The sequence below is a fragment of the Pseudomonas sp. Xaverov 83 genome (assembly GCF_019352905.1).
In the GTDB taxonomy this organism is placed as follows: domain Bacteria; phylum Pseudomonadota; class Gammaproteobacteria; order Pseudomonadales; family Pseudomonadaceae; genus Aquipseudomonas; species Aquipseudomonas yamanorum.
This window is the reverse complement of the sequence record NZ_JAAAFU010000074.1, coordinates 54,574-78,298: the sequence shown is the minus strand read 5'-3', so window position 1 is coordinate 78,298 and position 23,725 is coordinate 54,574. Positions and strand designations below refer to the sequence as shown.

Sequence of the window (23,725 nt, the reverse complement as noted above, 5' to 3'; positions counted from 1 at the left end):
CTTGCTCCCGTTGGACTGCGCAGCAGTCCCATCTTTTGGGGCCGCTTCGCGCCCCAACGGGAGCAAGCTCCCTCGCCACATTATTAGTATCCGGCGTTACAACTGCGGTTAGACGCTCTGGCGCAACCGGGCCAGATCCCGCAACGGCGGTGCACCAAACAGCCGGCTGTATTCGCGGCTGAACTGCGAGGCGCTTTCATAGCCCACCCGATACCCCGCCGCCGAGGCTTCCAGGCCCTCGGCGATCATCAACCGCCGAGCCTCCTGCAAGCGCAACTGCTTCTGGTACTGCAACGGGCTCATGGCGGTCATCGCCTTGAAGCGGTGGTGCAGGGTCGAGACGCTGAGGTTCACTTCCTTGGCCAGGTCATCAATGCGCAGGGGTTGTTCGTAGTTGCCGTTCAACCAGGTGATCGCCTGGCTGACCCGATGGCTCTGACTGTTGGCAACCGCGATTTCATACAGCCGATAACCCTGCGGGCCACGCAACAAACGGTAGAGAATTTCCCGATTGATCAACGGCGCCAGCATCGCGATGTCTTTCGGCGTGTCCAGCAATCGGGTCAGGCGTAGTACGGCGTCGAGCAACTGGTTATCCAGGCGGTCGACATACATCCCGCGAGACGTAGGGCGTGTGGGTACACCCATGGGACCGGCTTCGGCAATCAGCGCGGTGATTTGGGCCGGGTCGATGTTGACCCGAAGCGACAGGTTGGGATCTTCCGGCGTCGCATCGAGGATGCGACCGGCCACCGGCATCGAAACCGAGAACACCAGGTAATTGAGCGGGTCGTAGGCGAAAACCTCATCCGCCAGGCGCACTTCCTTGCTGCCCTGGGCCAGGATGCACAGTGCGGGCTCCACCAGTACCGGCATGAAGTCGCGCGGGGTGTTATGGCGATTGAGGTACAGCGAAGTGATCGCCGTGCCGTAGGAACCATCCTCCCAGGTATGCCGACGCACGATACCGGCGAGTTCTGCGCGCTGCTTTTCCATATCGGCGTCGAGGGGCGTGGAGCGAAGGTCGGGCGACGACATGGGACATCCTCTGGTGCTTTTGACGATGGGCACAGCTTAACGGCGGCTTTGCAAAAAGCGGTACGTCGATTCTGCACAATCCTTGCCTGATCCTGCGATAAATCGTGAATCAGGCAAGCACAGGGCTGTCATGCCCCTGAAATACGGCAGTCATGCCGGGAACAAAACCCGCACGCCGATTGCTATCTCTGCGCATCTCGCAGGATTGTGCAATAAGCCGGCAGGAATCGACTAACTGCATCCACCCCTGCGCCCGTATCTTTGATCCTGTGGCAACACGCCCTCACAGTGCTTGCCGAGCATCACTTCTCAACGGGAGAGTCGAACATGTCCACCCCCATTCCCGCGAGCCATATGGCCTTTATCCGTGCCCGTACCGGGTACAGCACCGAACTGGGTGCACGCTTGAGCAGTTTGATCGAACCGGGCCGCCAGGCTCAGGGTTGCCTGCAATTCTCGTTGCAGCACTCCCTGGCCGACCCGGATGTGTGGTTGGTGTCGGGCTTCTGGAGCAGCGAGCAGGCGATGAGTGCCTACTTCAGCTCGCCGGCGCTGATGGTCTTCACCGAGTTGTTGAATGACATGGTGGTTCGCAGTATGGACTTCCAGACCTTCACCGACGCCTCGGCGGCCAACGCCTATGGCGAGTACCTGCAACTGGCGGGCTAGTGCTTTAGAATGGCCGCCTTTCCCATTGGCCAGGACCTGCAACATGGCACGTAAAGAGTTTGCCCACCACGAAGCCGTTTCCGCCTTGGTGCGTGAAGAAGAGGGTGGCTATAGCGCCGCCATCGCCGTCAAGGCGCTGGATGGCATGGGCGCACCGCGCTTTCACAAGATCCTCGATGGACAGACGTTCAAAACTGCCTCCGACGCCGACGATGCCGCAGCTCTGCAACTGGAGCGTTTGGTCGATGTAGATGAAGACGGTCAGCTCTCTTGGGCAGCTTCCGCCAACTAAAAACACCGCTGATCCAAATGTGGGAGCGGGCTTGTGTGGGAGCGGGCTTGCTCGCGAATGCGGTGGATCAGTTGGTCTATGCATTGACTGACACGCCCCCTTCGCGAGCAAGCCCGCTCCCACATTTTTATCGCATTCCAATCAGCGTTTCGCGGCGCCTGGGCGGTACATTTTGAACAGCGCTTCCGGCCCCAATTGAAAATAATCCGCCGGACCGCCTCCACGCAGGATCGGTTCGGCGGCAGCGGTGTCGTACACCCCGTCTTTCAGCAGCCATTTGGCGATATGCACTGCTACTACCTCACCAAGCACCAGCCAGCTCGGCACCAGCTCCTTGTCGGCGCGCTGCAGCTGAATGATCTGCGTCACCTTGCACTCGAACGACACCGGGCTCTCACCCACGCGAGGCACGGCGATCACTTTTGAAGCCACCGGCGTCAGGCCGGACAATTCAAACTCGTTGACCTCGGGCGAGACCGGCGCGCAGCTCTGGTTCATCTGCTCGGCCAGCGGGCGGGTAGCCAGGTTCCACACGAACTCACCGGTCTGTTCGATGTTGTTCAGGCTGTCTTTGCGCCCGACACTGGAAAACCCAATGATCGGCGGAATGTAGTTAAACGCATTGAAGAAACTGTAGGGCGCCAGGTTCAGGCGGCCTTCGCGGTCCTGGGACGACATCCAGCCAATCGGGCGTGGGCCGACAATCGCATTGAATGGGTCATGGGGCAGGCCGTGGCCGTTGGCGGGTTCGTAGAAATGAATATCGTCGGACATGGCCGGGGTTCCTGCTGCGCGGTTCTGGGGAGGGCACCATAGTGCAATCCAGCGCGGCGGATTTCTATCATCCATATGGAATTTTCATACAGCCCCCACCTATTTTTCACAGCTTCCGGTTCAGTCTGCGCGCCAGGTCGACACCCCCTGATAAGTCGATCGATTGAAAGACTGAGCCTTTGGAGCCTTCTGCACGATGAACAAACTTCCTCAGATCACCCTGGCGTTCTGGGTCATGAAAATCTGCGCCACGACCCTGGGCGAAACCGCCGGGGACTTGCTGTCGATGACCTTGAATGTCGGTTACGCCATCAGCTCAATGATCCTGATCAGCGTGTTCCTGGTCACCCTGGTGACGCAACTCTGGTCGAAAACCTACAACCCGGTGCTGTACTGGATCGTGATCCTGTCCACCAGCACCGCTGGCACCACCATGTCCGACTTTATGGACCGCACGCTGGGGCTAGGTTATGCCACGGGGTCGATGATTCTGGTGTCGATCCTGGTGGCGATCTTTGCCCTGTGGCGTATCAGCGGCGATTCGCTGAACGTGAACAAGGTCCAGACCTTTCGCGGTGAACTGTTCTACTGGATGGCGATCCTGTTCTCCAACACCCTGGGCACGGCGCTGGGGGATTTCCTGGCGGATGATTCCGGGCTCGGGTTTGCCGGTGGCGCCTTGCTGATCGGCGCGAGCATCGCGGTGGTGGTGTTGCTGAAATACTTCACGCGGATTTCGTCGGTGCTGTTGTTCTGGGTGGCGTTTGTGCTGACCCGGCCTTTCGGCGCCACCCTGGGTGACTTCCTGACCAAACCCCATGAAAAGGGCGGGCTGGACTTTGGCACCATCGGCTCGTCGGCGGTGTTGGCGGCAGTGCTGGTGGTGATGATTGCCGGAGCGGCCTATGCCCAGCGTCGGTCTGGGCGCCAGGCGGTTGCCGAGCTGTCTTGAGGCCAATAAAAAAGGGGCCATGTCAGTCAATGACATGGCCCCTTTTTTATTGCCGCCGAACCTTTAGTCCGTGGTAATCCGCGAATGCTTGCGGGTGTCCTTCATGGTCACATACACCAGCAGCGACACCGCAATACACGCGGTGACGTACCAGTAGTACCCGGTTTCCATGCCGATGCTTTTGAACCACAGCGCGATGTATTCAGCGGTGCCGCCGAAGATCGACACGGTCAGCGCATAGGGCAAGCCAACACCCAGGGCGCGGATTTCGGTGGGGAACAGTTCAGCCTTCACCACGGCGTTGATCGAGGTGTAGCCGCTGACGATGATCAGCGCCGCCATGATCAGGAAGAACGCGCCCCACCAGGTCTGGATGGTGTGCAGGGTGGTGAGGATCGGCACCGTGAACAGCGTGCCGAGGACGCCGAAGGCGATCAGGATTGGCCGGCGGCCAACCTTGTCCGACAGCCCGCCGATGATGGGTTGCAGGCACATGAACAGGAACAGCGTGGCTGCCGAAATGGTGGTGGAGTCGGAGATGCTCATGCCGACGGTGTTCACCAGGTATTTCTGCATATAGGTGGTGTAGGTGTAGAACGCCAGGGTACCGCCCATGGTCAGGCCGACGACGGTCATCAGTTCCTTGGGGTGGCGCATCAAGGTGCGCATCGCGCTTTCCTTGGCTTTTTCTTTCTTGGTGAACGACTCGGTTTCTTCCATGCCACGACGCAGGTACAGCGCCACTACTGCACACAGGGCGCCGATGGCGAACGGGATACGCCAGCCCCAGTCGTACAGCTGCTCGGTAGTCAGGGTCTGTTGCAGCACGATCAGCACGCCAAGGGCGATGAGCTGGCCAGAGATCAGGGTTACGTACTGGAAGCTGGAGTAGAAGCCACGACGTTCCTTGGTCGCCATCTCGCTGAGGTAAGTGGCGGAGGTGCCGTATTCGCCCCCGACCGACAGCCCCTGCAGTAGGCGGGCGAATACCAGCAGGATCGGCGCACCGATACCAATGGCTTCATAACCCGGGCTCAGGGCAATCAGCAGCGAGCCGAAGCACATCAGGTACACCGAGGCCATCAAGGCCTTTTTACGCCCGACCTTGTCGGCGTACAGGCCCATCAGCCAGCCACCGATCGGGCGCATCAGGAAGCCCACGGCGAAGATAGCGGCGGTGTTCAAGAGTTGGGCGGTGGTGTCGCCTTTCGGGAAAAAGGTCTTGGCGAAGTACAGAGAGAAAGCAGCGTAGACGTACCAGTCGTACCACTCGACCATGTTGCCGACCGATCCGCTGAAGATCGACTTGATACGGCTGGAGGTGGTGCGTTCTTTTGCCGGCGCAGCCGCCGACCCCAGAGGCAGGGAGTTGGAGTTATCCATTTAAGGATCCTTCATCTAATTGTTTTTGTGGAGCGCGCCCGAGCGCAGCCTGGCTGGGCTATAGCAGGAGCTGTGCCAAACAGATGAAGGCCCGGTCTAGAGGGGTTTGGAGATTTTTTTGAGCGGAAAGTCGCTGATGATTGAAGGGCGATGAGCGGAAAACCGCCGACGAAGATCGCTCCCACGCTCTGCGTGGGCGCGCATCCTGTGACGCTACGCGTCACGATTTTAAGGGCGGACGCGGAGCGTCCAGAGCTGCATTACCACGCGGAGCGTGGGAATGATCGGTTTAGAGGAACGTGTCCCGCGCCAGGCCATGGCGCTGCATTTTTTCATTGAAGGTGCGCCGGGGCAGTTGCAGCTCGGCCAGCACCGCCTTGATATCGCCTTTGTGCCGGGTCAGTGCGGCTTTCAGGCAATGGGCTTCAAAGGCTTCCTGCTGGGCCGCCAACGATTGCCCGGCTTCGGCTTCGATACCTTCCGGCTCCGGCTCACCCAGCCCCAGCACCTGGCGTTCAGCGACGTTGGCCAGTTCCCGCACGTTGCCCGGCCAGTCATGGCTGAGCAGGCGGCCCAGGGCCGGCCCGCTCAACGGAGCGAAGCTGCGGCCCAGGCGTTCGGCGGCGCTTTGCGCAAAGTGTTCGAACAGCAGCGGAATGTCTTCCCGGCGTTCCCGCAGCGGTGGCAGGCGCAGTTGCGCGACTGTCAGGCGGTAGGCCAAATCCTCACGGAAACGCCCAGCGCGGGCTTCGTCCAGCAGGTCCGGCTTGGTGGCAGCGATGATCCGCAAGTCCACCTTGATGCTTTGATTGGAGCCGAGCCGTTCCAGTTTTTGCTCCTGCAGCACCCGCAGCAATTTCACCTGCTGGGCGAGGGGCATGCTCTCAATCTCATCGAGAAACAGGGTGCCGCCGTCGGCGTATTCCAGCTTGCCGATACGCTTGCCCTGGGCGCCGGTAAACGCGCCACTTTCATGGCCGAACAGCTCGGCTTCAAACAGCTGCTCGGGAATCGCCGCGCAGTTCAGCGCCACAAATGGTTTCTTCGCCCGGGGGCCGAAATCATGCAGGCAACGGGCGACCAGTTCCTTGCCGCTGCCTGTTTCACCACGAATCAACACATTTACCGGTAAGCCCGCGAGGTCCAGCACTTGCCGGCGCAGGTTCTGCAAACCGCGCGACACCCCGAGCAGGCTCGATTCCAGTTGGGCCCGGTGATCGGCCTGTTGATGCAGGCGGCGGTTTTCCAGCACCAGCCCGCGCTTGTCCAGCGCCCGGCGCAGGCTGCTGAGCAAGGCCTCGGGGCTGAAGGGTTTTTCGAGGAAGTCGTAGGCGCCGTCGCGCATGGCTTCGACGGCCATCGGCACATCGCCGTGGCCGGTGAGCAGAATCACCGGCAGGTCGGCGTCACGCCGCTGCACTTCAGCCAGCAACTCCAGGCCACTGAGGCCGGGCATGCGCACGTCGCTCAGGATCACCCCGGGAAAGTCCCTGGGCAATTGCGCCAGGCATTCTTCGGCGCGGCCGAACAATTGCACCTCAAAGCCCGACAGGCTCAGCCATTGCTCGACGGCCGTGCGAATGCTGGCTTCGTCATCGACCACAATCACCGCGTTCAACATAGGTCTGGCGTCTCCAGCGCGATAGGCAAGGTCAGGGTAAAGATCGCCCCGTCACCGTGATTGCCGGCGCTCAGGCGACCGCCGAGTTCGTGGACGATAGCGTACGACACGGCGAGCCCCAAGCCGAGCCCGTCGCCCACGGGCTTAGTGGTGAAGAACGGGTCGAACACGCTGTTGAGGTGTTCCTCGGCAATCCCGCCGCCGCTGTCGCTGACGGTCAGGCACCACAGCTGTTGATCGGCATGCAGGCGGATTTCCAGGCGTTTGCGCGGCTTGTCGGCCATGGCGTCGAGGGCGTTGCGCAGCAGGTTGATCAGCACCTGTTCCAGGCGGATCGCGTCGCCGCGTACCCAGGCCGGGCGGGTCAAATCGAGGACGGTGCCGATGGCTTCGTCCCGCAGGCGCGCATCGAGCAAGTGCAGGGATTGGTCCACCACCGTCGCCAGGTCGAGGCGTTCGCGCAGGCCGCTGGGGCTCTTGCGGGCGAAGGTCTTGAGGTGGCCGGTGAGCGCGGCCATGCGCGTGAGCATGTCGTCCAGCGGGGTCAGGGCCTGGTAGGCGTCGTCCACCCGGCCATGATCCAGCAGCAGCCGCAGGGTCGCCAACTGCATGCGCTGGGCGGTCAATGGCTGGTTGATTTCGTGAGCGAGAGCAGCAGACATCTGCCCCAGCGCTGCCAGTTTGGCGGATTGCACCAGGCCATCCTGGGCGGTGCGCAGGGCGCGGGTGCGTTCTTCCACCAGTTGTTCAAGTTCTTCGCGGCTGCGCTGGCGCAGGCGGGCGAGGCGCCAGCGTTGGGTCAGGAACAGCACCAGGAACACCAGCGCCAGCCATGAGCCGGCGGCAGCGAGGCCGGCGTTGCGTTGGTCCTCAAAGGCAACCTGTGGTTTGCGCAACAGGTGCAAGGTCCAGCCTTCGGCTTTCAGCGGCAGGGATTCCCAGATGTAGTTGGCCTTGCCATCGGGGCCATCGACGCGCATCAGGTGGCTGTTCTCGTCAAAGCGCTGCAACGCTTCAGCGTCCAGCGGCAGCAGCTGTTTCTTGTCGTATTGGCGAGTGGCCTTGAGTTCGGCGTGGTCGCTGTCCGACAACGGACGCAGCGCGCGGTAGCGCCAGCCCTGCTGGTTGGCGATAAACACAATACCCCGCGCATCGCTGACCAGCAGCAGGTCATTGCCCTGAGCCCACTCGCGTTCCAGTTCCGGGAACTCCAGCTTGACCACCATGGCGCCGAGGAATTGTTCGTTCTCGCCGACCACCGCGCTGGAGAGGAAATACCCCGGAATCCCGGTGGTCACCCCCACCGCATAAAACCGCCCGGTGCCCTGGCTCAGGGTCTGGCTGAAGTACGGGCGAAACGCGTAGTTGTGCCCTACATAACTGCTGGGCAAGTTCCAGTTGCTGGCGGCCACGGCCAGGCCGTTGCGGTCCATCAGTTCCAGGGTGGAAGACTGGGCGGCGCCGTTGATGCGCTCCAGCTTGCGGTTGAGCAAATCCTGGGTGGCGGTGTCCAGCGGGCCCTTCAAGGCGCTGATCATTTCCGAGTCCAGGGCCAGTACGGCGGGCAGGGCGCGGTAACGTTCGATCAGGGTGTGCAGTGAGTTGCCATAGAGCATGAGCTGCTGATTGGCGCGGGCAGCGTCATCCACCAGGGCCAGGCGTTCGGCGTGGCGGGTAGCCAGGGCGGCAGCCAGGACCGCGCCGGCGATGATCAGCAAGGAGTAGAAGGTCAAACGCAGCGGGCGGGGAATCGCGATCATACGAAGATGAACAGTGCAATTAGGGGCGAGCACCATAGCACGCAGTGCCTGGTTGTTGTGGCGAGGGAGCAAGCTCCCTCGCCACAGTGAGAGGTGCATGGCACAAAAAAAGGCGACCGTAGTGGTCGCCTTTTATCCTTGCAGCGGAAATGCTTACTGCACTTCTACCGCCAGGCTTTCACTGATCTTTTTCTGCCAGATGGCAGGACCGGTGATGTGTACCGACTCGCCCTTGCTATCCACTGCAACGGTAACCGGCATGTCTTTTACGTCGAACTCGTAGATCGCTTCCATACCCAGCTCGGCGAACGCCACGACGCGGGATTTCTTGATGGCCTGGGCCACCAGGTAAGCCGCGCCGCCCACTGCCATCAGGTAAACCGCCTTGTGGTCCTTGATCGCTTCGATAGCGGTCGGACCGCGCTCGGATTTGCCGATCATGCCCAACAGGCCGGTTTGCTCGAGGATCTGGCGAGTGAACTTGTCCATCCGCGTGGCGGTGGTCGGACCGGCAGGCCCAACCACTTCTTCGCGCACCGGATCAACCGGGCCGACGTAGTAGATGAAGCGACCCTTGAGGTCCACCGGCAGGGTTTCGCCCTTGTTCAGCATCTCGACCATGCGCTTGTGCGCCGCGTCGCGACCGGTGAGCATCTTGCCGTTGAGCAGTACGGTTTCGCCCGGCTTCCAGCTCTGTACGTCTTCCGGGGTCAGGGTGTCGAGGTTGACGCGACGGGCCGACGGGCCGGCTTCCCAGACGATTTCCGGGTAGGCGTCCAGCGGTGGTGCTTCCAGCGACGCAGGGCCCGAGCCGTCGAGCACGAAGTGCGCGTGACGGGTGGCGGCGCAGTTGGGGATCATGCACACCGGCAGCGAGGCCGCGTGGGTCGGGTAGTCCATGATTTTCACGTCGAGCACGGTGGTCAGGCCACCCAGGCCCTGGGCGCCGATGCCCAGTTGGTTGACCTTCTCGAACAGCTCCAGGCGCATCTCTTCGATACGGTTGGACGGGCCGCGCTTTTTCAGCTCGTGGATGTCGATGGATTCCATCAACACTTCCTTGGCCATCACGGCGGCCTTCTCGGCGGTGCCGCCGATGCCAATGCCGAGCATGCCCGGTGGGCACCAGCCGGCGCCCATGGTCGGAACGGTCTTCAGTACCCAGTCGACGATCGAGTCGGACGGGTTGAGCATGGCCATTTTCGACTTGTTCTCGGAACCACCGCCTTTGGCGGCCACGTCCACTTCCACGGTGTTACCCGGGACGATGGAGTAGTGGATCACGGCCGGGGTGTTGTCCTTGGTGTTTTTACGCGCACCGGCCGGGTCGGCGAGGATCGAGGCCCGCAGCACGTTTTCCGGCAAGTTGTACGCCTGGCGCACGCCTTGGTTGATCATGTCGTCCAGGCTCATGGTGGCGCCATCCCAGCGCACGTCCATGCCGACACGTACGAATACGGTGACAATCCCGGTGTCCTGGCAGATCGGGCGGTGGCCGGTGGCACACATGCGCGAGTTGATCAGGATCTGTGCCATGGAGTCACGGGCCGCTGGCGATTCTTCGCGCAGGTAGGCTTCGTGCATCGCCTGGATGAAGTCAACGGGATGGTAATAGGAAATGAATTGCAGGGCGTCAGCAACGCTCTGAATCAGGTCGTCTTGCTTGATCACGGTCATGAGTCGCGCTCCTCTATAAGGGAACATTCAATAAAGGTGGCGTCAGTGTTGCATCGGTCGGCTGAAGCCACCTTTCCAAGGCACGCCAAAGTGGTGCAGGCGCGACGCTAAAAAGGCGCGGCAGTATAACCCGCCGCGGTGGCCGATACACCCGACTATGGTCAAACTCTGCCGGGCGTGATTCCCTGTAGACGCCTTTTTGATTCGAGACCCTTGATGCCTGAACTTCACGTCGGCGAACGCCACTGGTCGGTAGCCGCCGGCAGTAACCTGCTGGATGCCCTGAACCAGGCGGGTGTGGCTGTGCCCTACAGCTGCCGCGCCGGCAGCTGCCATGCCTGCCTGGTGCGTTGCCAGGGTGACCTTCAGGACAATCAACCAGATGCCCTGAGCCTGGCGCAACGCCAGGACGGCTGGCGCCTGGCTTGCCAGTGCCAGGTCATGGGTGACTTGCAGATCGAAGCCTTTGACCCGCTGCGTGATGGATTGCCTGCGACGGTGCAGAGTGTCGATTGGTTGACCCCGAACGTACTGCGCCTGCGGCTGCAACCCGAGCGCGGCTTGCGCTACCGGGCGGGGCAGCATCTGGTGCTGTGGGCGGGCAGCATTGCGCGGCCGTACTCATTGGCCAGCCTGCCCCAGGAGGATCCGTTTCTCGAGTTTCACATCGATTGCCGCCTGCCTGGCGAGTTCAGCGACGCCGCCCGCCAGTTCAAGGCCGGTGACAGCCTGCGCCTGGGCGAACTGCGGGGCGGGGCGTTGCAGTACGACCCCGACTGGCAATCCCGGCCCCTCTGGCTGCTGGCCTCGGGCACCGGACTTGGCCCGTTGTGGGGCGTGCTACGTGAGACCTTGCGCCAGGATCACCAAGGCCCCATCCGGGTCATTCATCTGGCCCATGATGCCGACGGTCATTATCTGGCCGAGCCGTTGACGCAACTGGCTGCGGCGCATCCCAACGTGACGGTCGAGCTATGGACGGCGGCCGGGTCGACTGACGCTTTGGCGCAACTGCGGCTTGTTTCCCGGCAAACTCTGGCCTTACTCTGCGGGCACCCTGCCAGCGTCGAGGCCTTCTCCAAGCGCCTGTTCCTGGCCGGACTGCCGCGCAATCAACTGCTGGCCGATGTGTTCCTGCCCCGTGGTTGAGCGCTGAATTTTCCAGCCGCGAGATTTGCCATGACCGATGCCATCCTGCAGCAACGCGAACGCGGGTTGCTGATCCTGCAGCTCAACCGCCCGGACAAGAAAAACGCCCTGACCCGCGCCATGTACAGCCAATTGGCCGAGGCGCTGGAGCAGGCGGATGCCGATACCAGCGTCAATGCCGTGTTGATTCAGGGCAGCAGTGAGTGTTTCACCGCCGGTAATGATATTGGCGACTTCCTGGAGCAACCGCCGGCTGACCTCGACAGCCCGGTGTTTCACTTCATGCGCAGCTTGCTCAATTGCCGCAAGCCGGTGATTGCGGCCGTGGCGGGTGTGGCAGTGGGAATTGGTACGACGCTGCTGCTGCATTGTGACCTGGTGTATGTCAGCCGGGATGCGCGGTTGCGCATGCCGTTCGTCAACCTGGGGCTGTGTCCGGAGTTTGGTTCCAGCTTGATTCTGCCGCGCTTGCTGGGGCATGCCAAGGCGGCTGAGTTGTTGCTGCTGGGTGAAGGCTTTACTGGTGAGCAGGCTGCCGCTTGGGGCATTGCCACTGAGGCATTGGGCAGCGGCGAATCAGCCCTGGCCAAGGCGCGGGAAGTCGCTGGACGGTTTGAGACCCTGGCGCCGGGTGCGGTGCAGGTCAGCAAGCATCTGATGAAAAGCGTCGATCGCGAGCAGTTGCGCAGGGTGATCGAAGAGGAGGGGGCGTTGTTTACCCAGCGGTTGAAATCGCCGGAAGCGATTGCGGCGTTGTCGGGATTTATCGCCAGGCGATGAAGAAGTGTTGTGGGAACGGGCGCTATCGCAGGCAAGCCAGCTCCCACAGTTAATCGCGTTTCTTCAAGTCAACTCGGTCAACTGTGGGAGCTGGCTTGCCTGCGATGAGGCCCTGATACCAATGGAATATCCCGATCTGGAATGCAAAAAGCCCCGCCATTCACAGGGCGGGGCTTTTGTTTTTCAGCGTGTCACTCAGACCATTGGGTCGCCAACGTGCAGGATCTTCATGCCGTTGGTGCCGCCGATGGTGTGGTAGCTGTCGCCCTTGGTCAGGATGACCCAGTCGCCTTTCTCTACTACGCCGCGCTTGAGCAACTCGTCGATCGCGGCCTGGCTGACTTGCTCAGGCGGCAGCGATGCCGGGTCGAACGGTACGGTGTAGACGCCACGGAACATGGCCGCGCGGGCCTGGGTTTCGCGGTGCGGGGAGAATGCGTAGATCGGGATCGAAGAACGGATGCGCGACATGATCAACGGCGTGTAGCCACTTTCGGTCAGGGCGATGATCGCTTTCACGCCCGGGAAGTGGTTGGCGGTGTACATGGCGGCGAGCGCGATGCTCTGGTCGCAGCTTTCGAAGACCTTGCCGATACGGTGGCTGGAGGTCTTGCTGGTCGGGTGCTTTTCAGCGCCGACGCAGATGCGTGCCATGGCCTGCACGGCTTCCAGCGGGTACGGGCCAGCCGCACTTTCAGCCGAGAGCATTACGGCGTCGGTGTAGTCGAGCACGGCGTTGGCCACGTCGGACACTTCGGCACGGGTCGGCATCGGATTCTGGATCATCGACTCCATCATCTGGGTCGCAACGATCACCGCTTTATTGTGGCGACGTGCGTGCAGGATGATTTTCTTCTGGATACCGATCAGCTCGGCGTCGCCGATTTCCACGCCGAGGTCGCCACGGGCAACCATCACGGCGTCGGACGCCTTGATCAGTCCGTCGAGGGTTTCGTCATCGGCCACGGCTTCGGCGCGTTCGATCTTCGCCACCAACCAGGCAGTACCGCCGGCTTCGTCGCGCAGTTTACGGGCGTATTCCATGTCGGCGGCGTCGCGCGGGAAGGATACCGCGAGGTAGTCCACTTCCATTTCGGCGGCGAGCTTGATGTCGGCCTTGTCTTTTTCAGTCAGGGCTGGAGCGGTGAGGCCACCGCCGCGACGGTTGATGCCTTTGTGATCCGACAGCGGGCCGCCGATGATCACGGTACAGTTCAGTTCGGTCGGGGTTGCGGTGTCGACGCGCATCACCACGCGACCGTCGTCCAGCAGCAGTTCGTCGCCGACGCCGCAGTCTTTCACCAGGTCCGGGTAATCGATACCCACGACTTGCTGGTTGCCTTCGGTCAGGGGATGGCTGGTGGAGAAAGTGAACTGGTCACCGATCTTCAGCTCGATCCGCTTGTTGGTGAATTTGGCGATACGGATTTTCGGGCCTTGCAGGTCACCCAGCAATGCAACGAAGCGGCCATGCTTGGCAGCCAGGTCACGCACCAGCTTGGCGCGAGCCTTGTGCTCGTCCGGGGTGCCGTGGGAGAAGTTCAGACGGGCAACGTCCAGGCCAGCCAGAATCAGCTGTTCGAGGACTTCCGGCGAGTTACTGGCCGGGCCAAGGGTGGCGACGATTTTGGTACGACGGACGGACATGCACGGACTCCTGAGTTCAAGCGCTGAGGAAGGCTACTATGCTCTTTGGTTGTAGTCATTGTTCGTTTGCACTACTTATCGATGATTCGCTTGTTTTCACTCTGCATGAACAGATGAACAACCTTGAAGATTTTCGATGAAGGGTCGATACACTGCACAAGACAGGAGAACCCCCATGCGAATCGTGATCATTGCTGCCCTGGCCGTCAGTGTTGTCGGCTGCACCCGTTGGTCGATGGACCATCATTTGAACAATGCGTACCGCGCCTATGGTGTCGGCGATTGCCAGCGGGTCACCCTTGAGTTGTCTCAGGTCGACCGTGAGAGCCGTTCCCGGCGCTATGTGCAACCGGAAGTCTCGATGCTGCGCGGGCAGTGCCTGGAGCGCGAGAAACTGTTCGTTGATGCGGCGCAAACCTATCAGTTCATCATCAGCCAGTACCCGGCGAGCGAATACGCTTTCCGTGCCCGCGCTCGCCTGGACACCCTGCAACAACTGGGGCATTACTCCGGCGCGAGCGCCGCCCAGCCGCGTCCCGCGTCGTTGTGATGATATTTGTCATGCCATAGCTGGCTCGTTGCCAGTCTTGGGCTAATCTTTGAATGTCAGTTTGTATAAGTTTCTATTCAAACGGATGGAGTTCCCGGATTTGGCAGTTGTAGAAGTGGCAACGCGTTTGCGGTTGTCGCACCGATATCCGGGGAGAGCGGGCCTTTGGGCTCGTTTCGAATCACTGGAGCGGCCACAATCATGGCCATTGGATGGCGACCTCATCATGTTTACTCCCCGACGGATCGAGCGGCATCAGTTACCTTGCTTCCTTCAAGTGTTCAATCGCCTGACGGACAAGCCTATTGGCTATTTGGGCAATGTCTCCGCGCAGGGGCTGATGTTGATCAGCCAATTGCCCATGATGGTCGACGTGGAGTTCGAGCTGCGCTTGAAGATCCCGGGGCCTGAGGGCCAGGTACAGGCGGTAGACCTCACGGCTACCTGCCTGTGGTGCCATGAGGACATAAACCCCAGGCATTACGACTCCGGGTTCAGTGTGTCCCAGGCGCCCGCCGAATATGGAGAGGTGATCAACGCACTGTTGAGTTACTTCAGCTTTGATCCCTTGCAGGCCTCTGCCTAGGCGCCGTGCGCCAGCATTCATAGCACGCCGGCTTTTTTCCAGCCCAGGTAACGGGCCACCAGGGCGGCTCCCATTTCCGAAGGCAGCGTGTCCAGTACTGAAAGACCGTGGGCGTTCAAGCGGTCATGGAGTTCGTCTCGGGTATTGAGATAGTCGACATTACCGCAATAGGCCAGGGCTTCGGGCAGGGTTTGCACAGGGGCTTGGCGCAACTGGTCTAGGACTTCCTCCCGCAGGCTCGCGACCAATACCCGGTGCTGGCGACTGAGGCGTTTAACGGCGCTCAGCAGTTCTTCATCATCCTCATCGCGCAAATTGGTCACTACGATCACCAACGAGCGGCGTTTCTGCCGCGCCAGCAGCTGGCTGGCGGCTGCCTGGTAATCGGCCGTACGCCGGGAAGTGTCCAGGTCATACACCGCATTCAGCAGCAGATTGAGCTGGCCGCTGCCCTTGACCGGCGCCAAGTAGCGCGGCTGGTCGCAGGCAAATGTGCAGAGCCCCACGGCATCACCCTGGCGCAAGGCGACATAGCTGAGCAGCAGGCAAGCATTGAGGGCGTGGTCGAAGTGCGACAGTTCGGCGTCCTGGCTGCGCATACGCCGGCCACAATCGAGCATGAACATGATCTGCTGGTCGCGCTCATCCTGGTACTCCCGGGCAATGGGTGTGCGTTGCCGAGCGGTGGCTTTCCAGTCGATCTGGCGCAGGCTGTCGCCCTCGCGAAACTCGCGCAGTTGATGAAATTCCAGGCCCAGCCCGCGCCGCTGGCGCTGGCGTACGCCAAGCCGGTTGAGCCAGTTGTCTACCGCCAGCAGCTGCGCGCCATACAGGCGCGCGAAGTCCGGATAGACACGGGTGGCATCGCTGACGTCTATCAACCGCCGTGCCGACCACAATCCCAGTGGGCTGGGAAGGTGGACTTCGCAACGGGTAAAACTGAAATGCCCGCGCCTTTGGGGTTTTAACCGGTAACCCAATTCACTCTGCTCTGCGGGCCGCAGTTCGATGGATTGTGGCAGGTTCTCCACCGTCAAACCGTCCGGTACATGATCGAAGACCTCGACCATCAGCGGCTGTGGATAGTCGTGGTCCAGCGTCACCCGCACCTCGCCCCAGCGACCCAGCGCCAGGCTCCCGGGCATCTGCCGTCGCACGCGTGGGGATGGCCGGCGGCGCAAACGGCCGGCATCCAGCAGGGCCAGTAACAAAAGGGCCAGCAGCAGGCCCCACGTCACGGCGTGCAGGGTGTCTGGCACCTTGATCTGCAGTGCCCCCAGTGCGCCGAGCAGGACACTCAGGCCCAGCAGCACACCGAGCCAGATCAATAGCAGGCGGGTCGGTCTCATGGGCGTGTCATTGCCGTGGCGCCGGGACTTGGTCCAGCAGTTGCTTGAGCACCTGGTCGACTTCCAGCCCGTCGATATCCAGCTCCGGGGCAATGCGCACTCGATGGCGCAGCACTGCCAGGGCGCAGCCCTTGATGTCGTCCGGGGTAACGAACTCGCCCCCACGCAGCAAGGCCCGGGCCCGGGCGCCACGCACCAGGGCGATGGAGGCCCGCGGGCCCGCGCCGATGGTCAGGCCTGGCCAACTGCGGGTGGTGCGGGCCAGGCGCACGGCATAGTCGAGTACTTGTTCATCCAGCGCCAGTTCACTGGCGATCTGTTGCAACTGCAACACATCTTCGGCGTGCAGCACCGTTCGAAGCGGTTGCACGTCGAGCATGTCGGCGCGCGAGGAACGGGTGACTTCGCGCACCATGTCCAGTTCTTGCTGCGCCTCGGGGTAGTCCATGCGCACCTTGAGCATGAAGCGATCCAGTTCGGCTTCGGGCAACGGGTAAGTGCCTTCCTGCTCGATGGGGTTCTGGGTGGCCAGTACCATGAACGGTTGGCCGATGGGCAGCGCCTCGCCTTCGAGGGTTACCTGGCGTTCCTGCATGGCTTCCAGCAACGCCGCCTGGGTTTTCGCCGGGGCGCGGTTGATCTCGTCAGCCAACAGCAGGTTGGTAAACAACGGCCCCTTGCGCAGCTTGAACTGCTCGGTATGCAGGTCGTAAACGGCATGGCCGGTCACGTCGCTGGGCATCAAATCCGGTGTGAACTGAATACGTGCGAACTCTCCACCAAAACAGCGCGCCAGGGCTCGTACCAGCAGGGTTTTGCCCAGGCCAGGAACACCTTCAAGGAGTACGTGGCCACCGGCGATCAACGCCGTGAGCACGTCATCGATCACTTGCTCCTGGCCGATGACCGCCTTGCGCAGTTCGACGCGCAAGGCCTGGGCCAGTTGGCTGGCGCGCTGAATCGGGTCTGCGGCTGGAAATTCGCTCATAGGGCATTCCTGAGGGTTTGCAGGCTAGCCACCTGGCGGCTGAAATCGGCACTGGAGAGCCGTTTTGCCGGGAGTGGGCCGAGGGCCTGGCTGATGACGAGGGAGGGTTGGCGGGTCAGGCGTTCAAGGACCCGCGATTGTTCGGCAGTGTCGAGGTGTTCGAACCCGGGATGACGGCGCCTCGCCGTACGTTGGATGTCGTGTTGCAAGGCTTGCAACAAGCTGTTTTGGCCGCTGCGGCGCAGCAGGAAGTCGGCACTGGCGTTCAAATGTTCCTGCAATTGCCGACGTGCCTTGGGGCCTGGTTGCCGGATCGGACCCTGGCGCGGGCTGGCGTGCCATAACCCGAGGGCCATCAATGCGGCGAGTGCAACCAGGGCCTGGGGGAAATAGCGCAGCAACAAGCTGAAAAGATCCTCGACATGCGTGTTGAACAGCAGCGTGACCTGCGTCCCCTGGCTCAGGTACCAGAGCAGCCAGGCGTTATCGTATTGGCCAATGGCCGGGCTTTTCCACAGGTTGCTGTCGGTGACCACCGTCACACGGCCTTGTCCGAGGTTGACCTGCATCAGGTGCGTCGACTTGGCACTGTTGGCCGAGAATTGCGCCAAGTGCCTGGGGTCGGTGAGATTGAAGTCGGTGTCGAAGCTGAAATAGGCCGGGGCCGTTTCGTTGTCCACATAGAGTTTGGTCAGGTCCGGCGTTTTCTTTTTACGCGCCGGTGCTGGAGCGTCGAACGTTTCACTGAAGGATTGGTGTATCTGCACACTATCCAATAGCAGGTCACCACTTTTGTCGGTGTCCTCATCCCACAGTGCTTCGGCGACCAGCAGCAGGTGGCCGCCAGCCCGGGTCCATTGCAGCAATTGCTCGACCTGCGGCGGGCTCATGTTACTGCGCTCGCCCAGCAACAGCAGGCTGTTGCCTTTGGGCGAAAGACTGGCCAGCCGTTCCAGGCTGTTGGCGTGCTCCACCACCAGGCCTTGCTGGCGCAGAAAGCGTTCCGCCGCCAGATAAGGGTTGGCGAGCGCTTCGGGCGAAGGGCCGCGATCAACGACTTCCTGATACGGGATCGCCTTGTGCCAGGCATAAAAACCGCCAACTGCGAGCAGGCACGCCACGAGCAGTCCGACCCACAGCAATGGCCGGTTCATTGCGCAGCTCCCGCGCCGAACAGGGCTCGCCAACGGCTGCATAGCTGTTGTTGCGCGAAGGCCGGCGGCAGGCGGTGACCATAGGCAAGGTTTTGCCAGTAGCGGGTCAGCTCATCGCTGAACGCCAGCAACTGCGGCTGTTGCAGTTGGCGGATACGCTCCAGGACCTGGCCTTCCGTGTCGGCGCTTTTCAGCGGCAGGTTGAAGTCGTGCAGCAGGCGGCTGAGCAACCCACGGTAAAGTAAACCGAGGGCTTCCCGGGGCCGCGTTGCCCAGAGCTGTTCGGCGGTGCCGGCGATGTCTTCGGGCAGGGTATCTGCCCCCAGCTCGAGGCCGAACAACTGCGAGGGAGCGGGCTTGGCAGCCTTGGGCTTGCGGGGGCTGCGGCGGCTGACAAAAGCATGCAGCCAGTCACGGTATCGCCAGATCACCAATGCCAGGCCACCTACCAGCAATCCCCAGAGCAGCACTTCAAGGCCCTTCGCGATGTGCTTGAACGAATCGCTGTTGAGGTTTTTCAGCAATGCTTCCAGCCAGGCCGGTAACTTGCCTTCACCTTTCGGTTTGGTTTTGTCCGCCGCTTTTTCTTCGCCGAAGCGGTAGCGGGTGACGGTCTCGGCGTTTTTGAACGGTGGCTGCTCCAACAGCGCCTTTATCGACTGACTGGCCGATTGTGTACTCAGGGGCTTTTGGGGGGCCGGTTCATCGGCCCATGCCGGTGGGGGCGCCGGAACCAGTACCAGCCCGATCACCAGCAGCAGTACCGGCGCTATGCCGCTCAAGCGCTGGCGCAGCCGGCGGAATACCAGTTCCAGGTCCCAGGCTTCCAGCACGGTACGGCGGTTCAGGTACAGGCTGAAACCGCAGGCGACGTAGATAGGCTCCCAGAACACCAGGATCAGCGCATAGAAGGCGTTGGTCAGGTGTTCCAGCCAGAGCCAATCGTGCCCCGCGGTGAGCACCAGCTGTTGCCAGTCCCAATCCCGCTCTACCTCCTGGGGCAGGAAAAAATAGAACACGGCCATCAACCCGAACCACAGGGCGATTTCCAGGTGCACCCCGATCAGGGTCAGCCAGCGCGCAGCGCCGGCGTTGCGTTGTTGCAGTACACCAAGACGTTGTTGGCGCGCCTGGCCTTTCAGACCTTCGAGCTGGACCACCGGCATCACGAAACTGCGGCTCAGGCTGAAACGTCGCCAGGTCAGGCTGGCCAGCAGTTGGCCCTTGAGCAGGCGTGGCGAGTGACGCAGGGCTTGTTTCAGGCTGGGTGTTTCGCCGAACAGGGCCTTGGACAGGATATACAGTGGAAAGCGGTCGAATGCCGGTTTCAACCACCAGAACAGCAACAGCGCGGTGGAGGGATGATTCCACAGCAGCACGCTGAGCAGCGCGAAGATCGGTAAACTCACGATGGCCCAACTGCTCATCAGCAGCACACGATGTTCGCGGGCCAGCAGTATGCCGAGGTCCATGGCTTCCCAGGAGGTGCGCGGGCGGATCACGACGCTGGCATCACTCAGGCGCATGGCGGTTCCGTCCGGCAAACAGCAGGTAGGCAGCCATCAGCAACCAGAGGGCGGCGCCCACCAGGTACTTGATCCACGGCGCCACCGCAGTGGTGGAAGACCAGTACGCCTCGATAAACGCGGCGATCAGCAGGAACACCATCACACCGCAAATCATTTGCACGCTTTTACGCGCGGCCAGTCGCAGGGATTCACCTCTCGTCAGTTGCCCCGGTGCAATCAAGGCCCACCCCAGTTGCAGGCCGGCCGCGCCAGCCAGGGCGATGGCGCTGAGTTCGAAGGCGCCATGGCCAATCACGAATGACCAGAAGGTCTGGCCGTAGCCGATTTGTGTCAGGTGCCCGGCAACGGCACCAATGATCAGGCCGTTGAAGAACAGGAAAAATACGCTGCCCAGGCCGAACAACAGCCCGGCGGCAAAGGTCTGGAATGCGATGCCGATGTTGTGCATCACGTAGTAGCCAAACATCATCCAGTCTTCGCTGGAGGCACGTTCGGCTGCCCGACCCAGACGGCTGGCATCCGGGTCGTACATGCCCTGCATCTCGGCCACTTGCTGGGGGCTGACGATGCTGTAGATCAGGTCTGGGTACAGGTACACCAGCAACGCGATGCCGATCAGGCTGCCAAAGAACAGCAGGCTGGCGACCAACACGAATGGCCATTGCGCGCGAACCAGCCTGGGGAAGTCGGCCAGCAGGAAGCTCAGTACATTTGCGCTCAACTGGCTGCGATGCCGATACAGCTGTTGATGGCCGCGCAAGGCAAGCTGCTGCAATGGATCAACCAGATAACTGCTGTAGCCGCGTTCCTGGGCCAGCGCCAGATGCTGGCACAACTGCCGGTACTGATGAGGGAAGTCGGTGAAGTCAGCACGCTTGGCTTTGCCCTTTTCAAGCTGTGTCAGTTGCGTGGCAAAGGCTTGCCATTGTGCCTGGTGGCGGCTTTCGAAAAGACTCTGCTTCATGCTGGCCCCAACAATCCACGAGCCACGCCGTTCAGTTCCGCGACGGCGCGGGCAGGGGAGACCTGCAGGGGAGTGGCCAGGATCGCGGCCAGTTCGTTGACTCGCTCGGCGGACAGTTCGCCCTGGCGTTCGGCGAAGCTGAGAATTGCCCGTTGTTCGTTCAGCTCCAGGGCGAACGGCAGACGCAGCGCCGGAGCTTGCGGAACCTGCGGACGGGAAAGTGGTTGTTCGCGATAGATCACCAGGGTCCCGGCCGCCAGGTCACCCAGGCGTTTGAAGTTGGGGTGTTGCAGGCAACTGATGGCGCCGAGGAAGTAGCCGAACGGCAACATGTCGACAAAGCGCAGCAGGTTGCGGATCAGCGAGGCGGACCAGCCGATGGGCGTACCGTCGTCCTGCACTACTCGCAAGCCCATGATCTGCTTGCCGGGTGAGCAGCCCTGGTTGAGCACTTCGAACAGCACCATGTACCACCAACTGACGAGGAACAGCAGCAGCGAGCCCAGGCCGATGCCCAGGTTTCCGAGAAACGCGAGGGCGATGAACAGGATGCCGAGAATCAGGCCGCGCAACCCCAGGTCGAAGGCGAAGGCCAGTGAGCGGACCAGCAGGCCGGCCGGGCGCAGGGGCAGGTCGATGCCCTCCGGGGTCTCGATCTGGTAGCGGGTATCCAGTGGCGCAGATGGCATCGCGGTCCTTGGCAGTGCTGCGCTGACGCCTGGGCGGCAGCGGCGGGGTTGGAAAGACGGATGCTAGCAGTGTCGACGGTGGAAGCAACCACTCAACGATTTACTGAATGTTTGTACAGTGAACACAGCGCTGGCCCCCGGTGCCGTCAAGCGCCTAGACTTTGCCGGTCTTCAGCACAGGAATAGCCCGTGACCACCATTTTCTGGTACGACTATGAAACCACCGGCATCAACCCGCGTACCGACCGCCCACTGCAGGTAGCCGGCATTCGCACTGACCTTGAACTCAACGAGGTCGGGTCGCCGGTCAATCTTTATTGCCACCCCAGCGACGATATCCTGCCGCACCCGGCGGCGTGCGCGATTACCGGTATCACGCCCGGGGTGCTGGCGGAAAAAGGCCTGGCCGAAGCCGACTTCATGACCCGGGTACACGCCGAACTCGCCGCCCCGGGCACCTGCGGGGCTGGCTACAACACCTTGCGTTTTGACGACGAGATGACGCGCTACAGTCTGTACCGCAATTTTTTTGATCCCTATGCCCGGGAGTGGCAGGGCGGCAATAGCCGCTGGGACCTGATCGACGTAGTACGCACCGCCTACGCCCTGCGCCCGGACGGGATCGTCTGGCCGGAACAGGACGGGCGCGTCACCCTCAAGCTTGAGCGATTGACGGCTGCCAACGGCATCGACCACGGCCAGGCCCACGACGCCTTGTCCGATGTGCGCGCCACCATCGCACTGGCGCGGTTGATCCGCGAGAAGCAACCCAAGCTCTATGACTGGCTGTTTCAACTGCGCAGCAAGCAACGGGTGATGGACCAGGTGCGGTTATTACAGCCGATGGTGCATATCTCCGGCCGTTTTTCCGCCGAGCGTCATTACCTGGGAGTGGTGTTGCCGCTGGCCTGGCATCCGCGCAATCGCAATGCGTTGATCGTCTGTGACCTTGGGCTCGATCCCCAAGGGTTGTTGGACGAGGACGCCGATACCTTGCGCCGGCGCTTATATACCCGTCGTGATGACCTTGCCGAAGGTGAGTTGCCGGTACCGCTCAAATTGTTGCACATCAATCGCTGCCCGGTAGTCGCACCGTTGAGTGTGCTTCGGGCACAAGACCGCGAGCGTCTGCAACTGGATATGGATGAGTGTGAGGCGCGAGCCCTGCGGCTAAGCGACGCACAGGAACTATGGCGCGATAAATTAGCGCTGATTTATGCCGAGGAAGATTTTGCGCCAAGCGCTGATCCCGAGCAGCAGCTATACGATGGTTTTATCGGGGATCGTGATCGACGTTTATGTGAACAAGTGAGAGTCGCCGAGCCTGCGCAACTAGCGCGCCAGCAATGGCCTTTCGATGATGAGCGTTTACCTGAATTATTATTTCGCTATCGCGCGCGTAACTTCCCTGACACCTTGAATAGTGAGGAGCAACAACGCTGGAGAGTTTTCTGTCAGCAACGTTTGTCAGACCCTCAGTGGGGGGCGCCAAACACCCTTGAAGCTTTTAAACAGGCACGTCTTGAGTTGGCTGTTAGTGCTACACCGTTTCAGCAGCAGGTGCTTGATGAGTGGCAGGAATATGTTGACTCTTTAGCAGCACGAATGAGCCTGTAATCGGCACGCAGGTAAAATGCGGACAATAAAAAACGCCAGCTAGCTGGCGTTTTTTATTGCGTTGCGTATCACGCGGCGTCCTGGTGAGGCTTAGCCCAGCAGGGTAGCCCAGCCTTCAACCACGTCGCCGCCCCACTTGGCTTTCCACTCTTTCAGCGTCTTGTGGTTGCCACCTTTGGTTTCAATCACTTCGCCGTTATGCGGGTTTTTGTATTGTTTAACCTTACGTGCACGCTTGGTGCCGGTAGTTTTTACGGCACCACGTGGAGCCTTAACTTTCGACTCTGGATCCAGCAGCGCGATGATGTCACGCAGGGATTTGGAGTATTCGCCCATCAGGGTGCGCAATTTGCCTTCGAATTCCAGCTCGGTTTGCAGTTTGTCGTCTTGGGACAGGTTCTTCAAACGGGCTTGCAGCTCTTTGATAGCTTCTTCGGTGGCACGGTATTCGTTGATCAGGGACATGGGGACTACCTTATGTAGGGCGCTGGGTGAAAGGGGATAGTGGCCCAATAATAGTCAGACAGTTTGCCCAAGTAAACATTTAAGGCCGCATT

22 protein-coding genes are annotated in these 23,725 nt (G+C 61.2%); 8 read left to right on the top strand and 14 right to left on the bottom strand.

The genetic code is table 11. The annotated features are described in order from the left end of the window. Positions 1-108 precede the first annotated feature (108 nt). Positions 109-1,038, bottom strand: coding sequence for an AraC family transcriptional regulator (locus K0H47_RS21220; protein ID WP_063027566.1), 930 nt, complete (start codon positions 1,036-1,038; stop codon positions 109-111). Between the two features lie 327 nt (positions 1,039-1,365). Here K0H47_RS21220 and K0H47_RS21215 point away from each other — a divergent pair, with 327 nt between their 5' ends. Both K0H47_RS21215 and K0H47_RS21210 read left to right on the top strand, forming a co-directional pair. Further along, positions 1,366-1,707 (top strand): antibiotic biosynthesis monooxygenase family protein, encoded by a 342-nt coding sequence (locus K0H47_RS21215; protein WP_003214130.1) that lies wholly within the window; start codon positions 1,366-1,368, stop codon positions 1,705-1,707. A gap of 43 nt (positions 1,708-1,750) precedes the next feature. After that, positions 1,751-1,999 (top strand): hypothetical protein, encoded by a 249-nt coding sequence (locus K0H47_RS21210; RefSeq protein ID WP_093205623.1) that lies wholly within the window; start codon positions 1,751-1,753, stop codon positions 1,997-1,999. Between the two features lie 141 nt (positions 2,000-2,140). On the opposite strand, the gene K0H47_RS21205 is transcribed toward K0H47_RS21210, so the two are convergent. After that, positions 2,141-2,773, bottom strand: coding sequence for a flavin reductase family protein (locus K0H47_RS21205; protein WP_219273563.1), 633 nt, complete (start codon positions 2,771-2,773; stop codon positions 2,141-2,143). A gap of 196 nt (positions 2,774-2,969) precedes the next feature. Here K0H47_RS21205 and K0H47_RS21200 point away from each other — a divergent pair, with 196 nt between their 5' ends. Continuing rightward, complete coding sequence (locus K0H47_RS21200; protein WP_219273562.1) at positions 2,970-3,725, top strand: hypothetical protein; 756 nt, start codon at positions 2,970-2,972, stop codon at positions 3,723-3,725. A gap of 63 nt (positions 3,726-3,788) precedes the next feature. Here the strand turns inward: K0H47_RS21200 and K0H47_RS21195 are convergent, their stop codons facing one another. The 4 genes from K0H47_RS21195 to K0H47_RS21180 form a co-directional block, all read right to left on the bottom strand. Then, positions 3,789-5,108, bottom strand: coding sequence for an MFS transporter (locus tag K0H47_RS21195; protein ID WP_063027572.1), 1,320 nt, complete (start codon positions 5,106-5,108; stop codon positions 3,789-3,791). A gap of 289 nt (positions 5,109-5,397) precedes the next feature. Further along, positions 5,398-6,729 carry a sigma-54 dependent transcriptional regulator gene (locus tag K0H47_RS21190; RefSeq protein WP_017475644.1) on the bottom strand — a complete coding sequence of 444 codons (1,332 nt, stop codon included), beginning with the start codon at positions 6,727-6,729 and terminating at the stop codon, positions 5,398-5,400. Next, positions 6,723-8,489 carry an ATP-binding protein gene (locus K0H47_RS21185; protein ID WP_218263111.1) on the bottom strand — a complete coding sequence of 589 codons (1,767 nt, stop codon included), beginning with the start codon at positions 8,487-8,489 and terminating at the stop codon, positions 6,723-6,725. The genes K0H47_RS21190 and K0H47_RS21185 overlap by 7 nt, the downstream gene beginning before the upstream one ends. Positions 8,490-8,642: 153 nt before the next feature. Next, positions 8,643-10,166, bottom strand: a complete 1,524-nt coding sequence (locus K0H47_RS21180; RefSeq protein ID WP_003214142.1) for a fumarate hydratase — start codon at positions 10,164-10,166, stop codon at positions 8,643-8,645. Positions 10,167-10,382: 216 nt separating this feature from the next. Between K0H47_RS21180 and K0H47_RS21175 the strand changes: the two genes are divergently transcribed. Continuing rightward, on the top strand, positions 10,383-11,315 hold the full coding sequence (locus K0H47_RS21175; RefSeq protein WP_219273561.1) for an iron-sulfur-binding ferredoxin reductase: 933 nt from the start codon (positions 10,383-10,385) through the stop codon (positions 11,313-11,315). A gap of 30 nt (positions 11,316-11,345) precedes the next feature. Further along, complete coding sequence (locus K0H47_RS21170) at positions 11,346-12,095, top strand: enoyl-CoA hydratase-related protein (protein ID WP_177025505.1); 750 nt, start codon at positions 11,346-11,348, stop codon at positions 12,093-12,095. 195 nt (positions 12,096-12,290) lie between these two features. On the opposite strand, the gene pyk is transcribed toward K0H47_RS21170, so the two are convergent. Beyond that, positions 12,291-13,742, bottom strand: a complete 1,452-nt coding sequence (gene pyk / locus K0H47_RS21165) for a pyruvate kinase (RefSeq protein WP_017475648.1) — start codon at positions 13,740-13,742, stop codon at positions 12,291-12,293. 175 nt (positions 13,743-13,917) lie between these two features. Between pyk and K0H47_RS21160 the strand changes: the two genes are divergently transcribed. Both K0H47_RS21160 and K0H47_RS21155 read left to right on the top strand, forming a co-directional pair. After that, a complete protein-coding gene (locus K0H47_RS21160; protein ID WP_093205647.1) occupies positions 13,918-14,292 on the top strand; it encodes a tol-pal system YbgF family protein in 375 nt (124 codons plus the stop codon). Between the two features lie 226 nt (positions 14,293-14,518). Then, positions 14,519-14,878: a PilZ domain-containing protein gene (locus tag K0H47_RS21155; RefSeq protein ID WP_063033907.1), complete on the top strand. Its 360-nt coding sequence runs from the start codon at positions 14,519-14,521 to the stop codon at positions 14,876-14,878. Between the two features lie 17 nt (positions 14,879-14,895). Here the strand turns inward: K0H47_RS21155 and K0H47_RS21150 are convergent, their stop codons facing one another. Genes K0H47_RS21150 through K0H47_RS21125 form a run of 6 tightly spaced genes read right to left on the bottom strand, consistent with a single transcriptional unit; the run spans position 14,896 to position 21,551 of the window. Next, on the bottom strand, positions 14,896-16,227 hold the full coding sequence (locus K0H47_RS21150; RefSeq protein ID WP_219273560.1) for a DUF58 domain-containing protein: 1,332 nt from the start codon (positions 16,225-16,227) through the stop codon (positions 14,896-14,898). Between the two features lie 7 nt (positions 16,228-16,234). Continuing rightward, positions 16,235-17,215 (bottom strand): MoxR family ATPase, encoded by a 981-nt coding sequence (locus tag K0H47_RS21145; protein WP_017475652.1) that lies wholly within the window; start codon positions 17,213-17,215, stop codon positions 16,235-16,237. Beyond that, entirely contained in the window at positions 17,212-18,369 is a 1,158-nt protein-coding gene (locus K0H47_RS21140; RefSeq protein ID WP_219273559.1) for a DUF4350 domain-containing protein, read from the bottom strand. Before K0H47_RS21140 ends, K0H47_RS21145 begins: the two co-directional genes overlap by 4 nt. Next, the gene (locus tag K0H47_RS21135; RefSeq protein ID WP_219273558.1) at positions 18,366-19,895 is read right to left on the bottom strand and encodes a DUF4129 domain-containing protein; all 1,530 of its coding nucleotides are present in this window, start codon (positions 19,893-19,895) and stop codon (positions 18,366-18,368) included. Before K0H47_RS21135 ends, K0H47_RS21140 begins: the two co-directional genes overlap by 4 nt. Then, entirely contained in the window at positions 19,882-20,862 is a 981-nt protein-coding gene (locus K0H47_RS21130; protein WP_093205661.1) for a stage II sporulation protein M, read from the bottom strand. Before K0H47_RS21130 ends, K0H47_RS21135 begins: the two co-directional genes overlap by 14 nt. Continuing rightward, the gene (locus tag K0H47_RS21125; protein WP_017475656.1) at positions 20,859-21,551 is read right to left on the bottom strand and encodes an RDD family protein; all 693 of its coding nucleotides are present in this window, start codon (positions 21,549-21,551) and stop codon (positions 20,859-20,861) included. The genes K0H47_RS21130 and K0H47_RS21125 overlap by 4 nt, the downstream gene beginning before the upstream one ends. A 189-nt stretch (positions 21,552-21,740) precedes the next feature. On the opposite strand from K0H47_RS21125, the gene sbcB reads away from it, so the two are divergent. Continuing rightward, on the top strand, positions 21,741-23,168 hold the full coding sequence (gene sbcB, locus K0H47_RS21120) for an exodeoxyribonuclease I (RefSeq protein WP_177071288.1): 1,428 nt from the start codon (positions 21,741-21,743) through the stop codon (positions 23,166-23,168). A gap of 90 nt (positions 23,169-23,258) precedes the next feature. On the opposite strand, the gene mvaT is transcribed toward sbcB, so the two are convergent. Further along, entirely contained in the window at positions 23,259-23,633 is a 375-nt protein-coding gene (gene mvaT / locus K0H47_RS21115) for a histone-like nucleoid-structuring protein MvaT (protein ID WP_005790963.1), read from the bottom strand. Positions 23,634-23,725: the final 92 nt, after the last annotated feature.

Excerpts from the sequence above, each read along its gene's own strand:
- K0H47_RS21210 (WP_093205623.1), top strand. The coding sequence starts at position 1,751 with ATGGCACGTAAAGAGTTTGCCCACCACGAAGCCGTTTCCGCCTTGGTG.
- K0H47_RS21155 (WP_063033907.1), top strand. The coding sequence starts at position 14,519 with ATGTTTACTCCCCGACGGATCGAGCGGCATCAGTTACCTTGCTTCCTT.
- K0H47_RS21125 (WP_017475656.1), bottom strand. The coding sequence starts at position 21,551 with ATGCCATCTGCGCCACTGGATACCCGCTACCAGATCGAGACCCCGGAG.
- K0H47_RS21175 (WP_219273561.1), top strand. The coding sequence starts at position 10,383 with ATGCCTGAACTTCACGTCGGCGAACGCCACTGGTCGGTAGCCGCCGGC.
- K0H47_RS21140 (WP_219273559.1), bottom strand. The coding sequence starts at position 18,369 with ATGAACCGGCCATTGCTGTGGGTCGGACTGCTCGTGGCGTGCCTGCTC.
- K0H47_RS21145 (WP_017475652.1), bottom strand. The coding sequence starts at position 17,215 with ATGAGCGAATTTCCAGCCGCAGACCCGATTCAGCGCGCCAGCCAACTG.
- pyk (WP_017475648.1), bottom strand. The coding sequence starts at position 13,742 with ATGTCCGTCCGTCGTACCAAAATCGTCGCCACCCTTGGCCCGGCCAGT.
- K0H47_RS21130 (WP_093205661.1), bottom strand. The coding sequence starts at position 20,862 with ATGAAGCAGAGTCTTTTCGAAAGCCGCCACCAGGCACAATGGCAAGCC.
- mvaT (WP_005790963.1), bottom strand. The coding sequence starts at position 23,633 with ATGTCCCTGATCAACGAATACCGTGCCACCGAAGAAGCTATCAAAGAG.
- K0H47_RS21190 (WP_017475644.1), bottom strand. The coding sequence starts at position 6,729 with ATGTTGAACGCGGTGATTGTGGTCGATGACGAAGCCAGCATTCGCACG.
- K0H47_RS21135 (WP_219273558.1), bottom strand. The coding sequence starts at position 19,895 with ATGCGCCTGAGTGATGCCAGCGTCGTGATCCGCCCGCGCACCTCCTGG.
- K0H47_RS21215 (WP_003214130.1), top strand. The coding sequence starts at position 1,366 with ATGTCCACCCCCATTCCCGCGAGCCATATGGCCTTTATCCGTGCCCGT.
- K0H47_RS21150 (WP_219273560.1), bottom strand. The coding sequence starts at position 16,227 with ATGAGACCGACCCGCCTGCTATTGATCTGGCTCGGTGTGCTGCTGGGC.
- K0H47_RS21205 (WP_219273563.1), bottom strand. The coding sequence starts at position 2,773 with ATGTCCGACGATATTCATTTCTACGAACCCGCCAACGGCCACGGCCTG.
- K0H47_RS21195 (WP_063027572.1), bottom strand. The coding sequence starts at position 5,108 with ATGGATAACTCCAACTCCCTGCCTCTGGGGTCGGCGGCTGCGCCGGCA.
- K0H47_RS21220 (WP_063027566.1), bottom strand. The coding sequence starts at position 1,038 with ATGTCGTCGCCCGACCTTCGCTCCACGCCCCTCGACGCCGATATGGAA.
- K0H47_RS21180 (WP_003214142.1), bottom strand. The coding sequence starts at position 10,166 with ATGACCGTGATCAAGCAAGACGACCTGATTCAGAGCGTTGCTGACGCC.
- K0H47_RS21160 (WP_093205647.1), top strand. The coding sequence starts at position 13,918 with ATGCGAATCGTGATCATTGCTGCCCTGGCCGTCAGTGTTGTCGGCTGC.
- K0H47_RS21170 (WP_177025505.1), top strand. The coding sequence starts at position 11,346 with ATGACCGATGCCATCCTGCAGCAACGCGAACGCGGGTTGCTGATCCTG.
- K0H47_RS21200 (WP_219273562.1), top strand. The coding sequence starts at position 2,970 with ATGAACAAACTTCCTCAGATCACCCTGGCGTTCTGGGTCATGAAAATC.
- K0H47_RS21185 (WP_218263111.1), bottom strand. The coding sequence starts at position 8,489 with ATGATCGCGATTCCCCGCCCGCTGCGTTTGACCTTCTACTCCTTGCTG.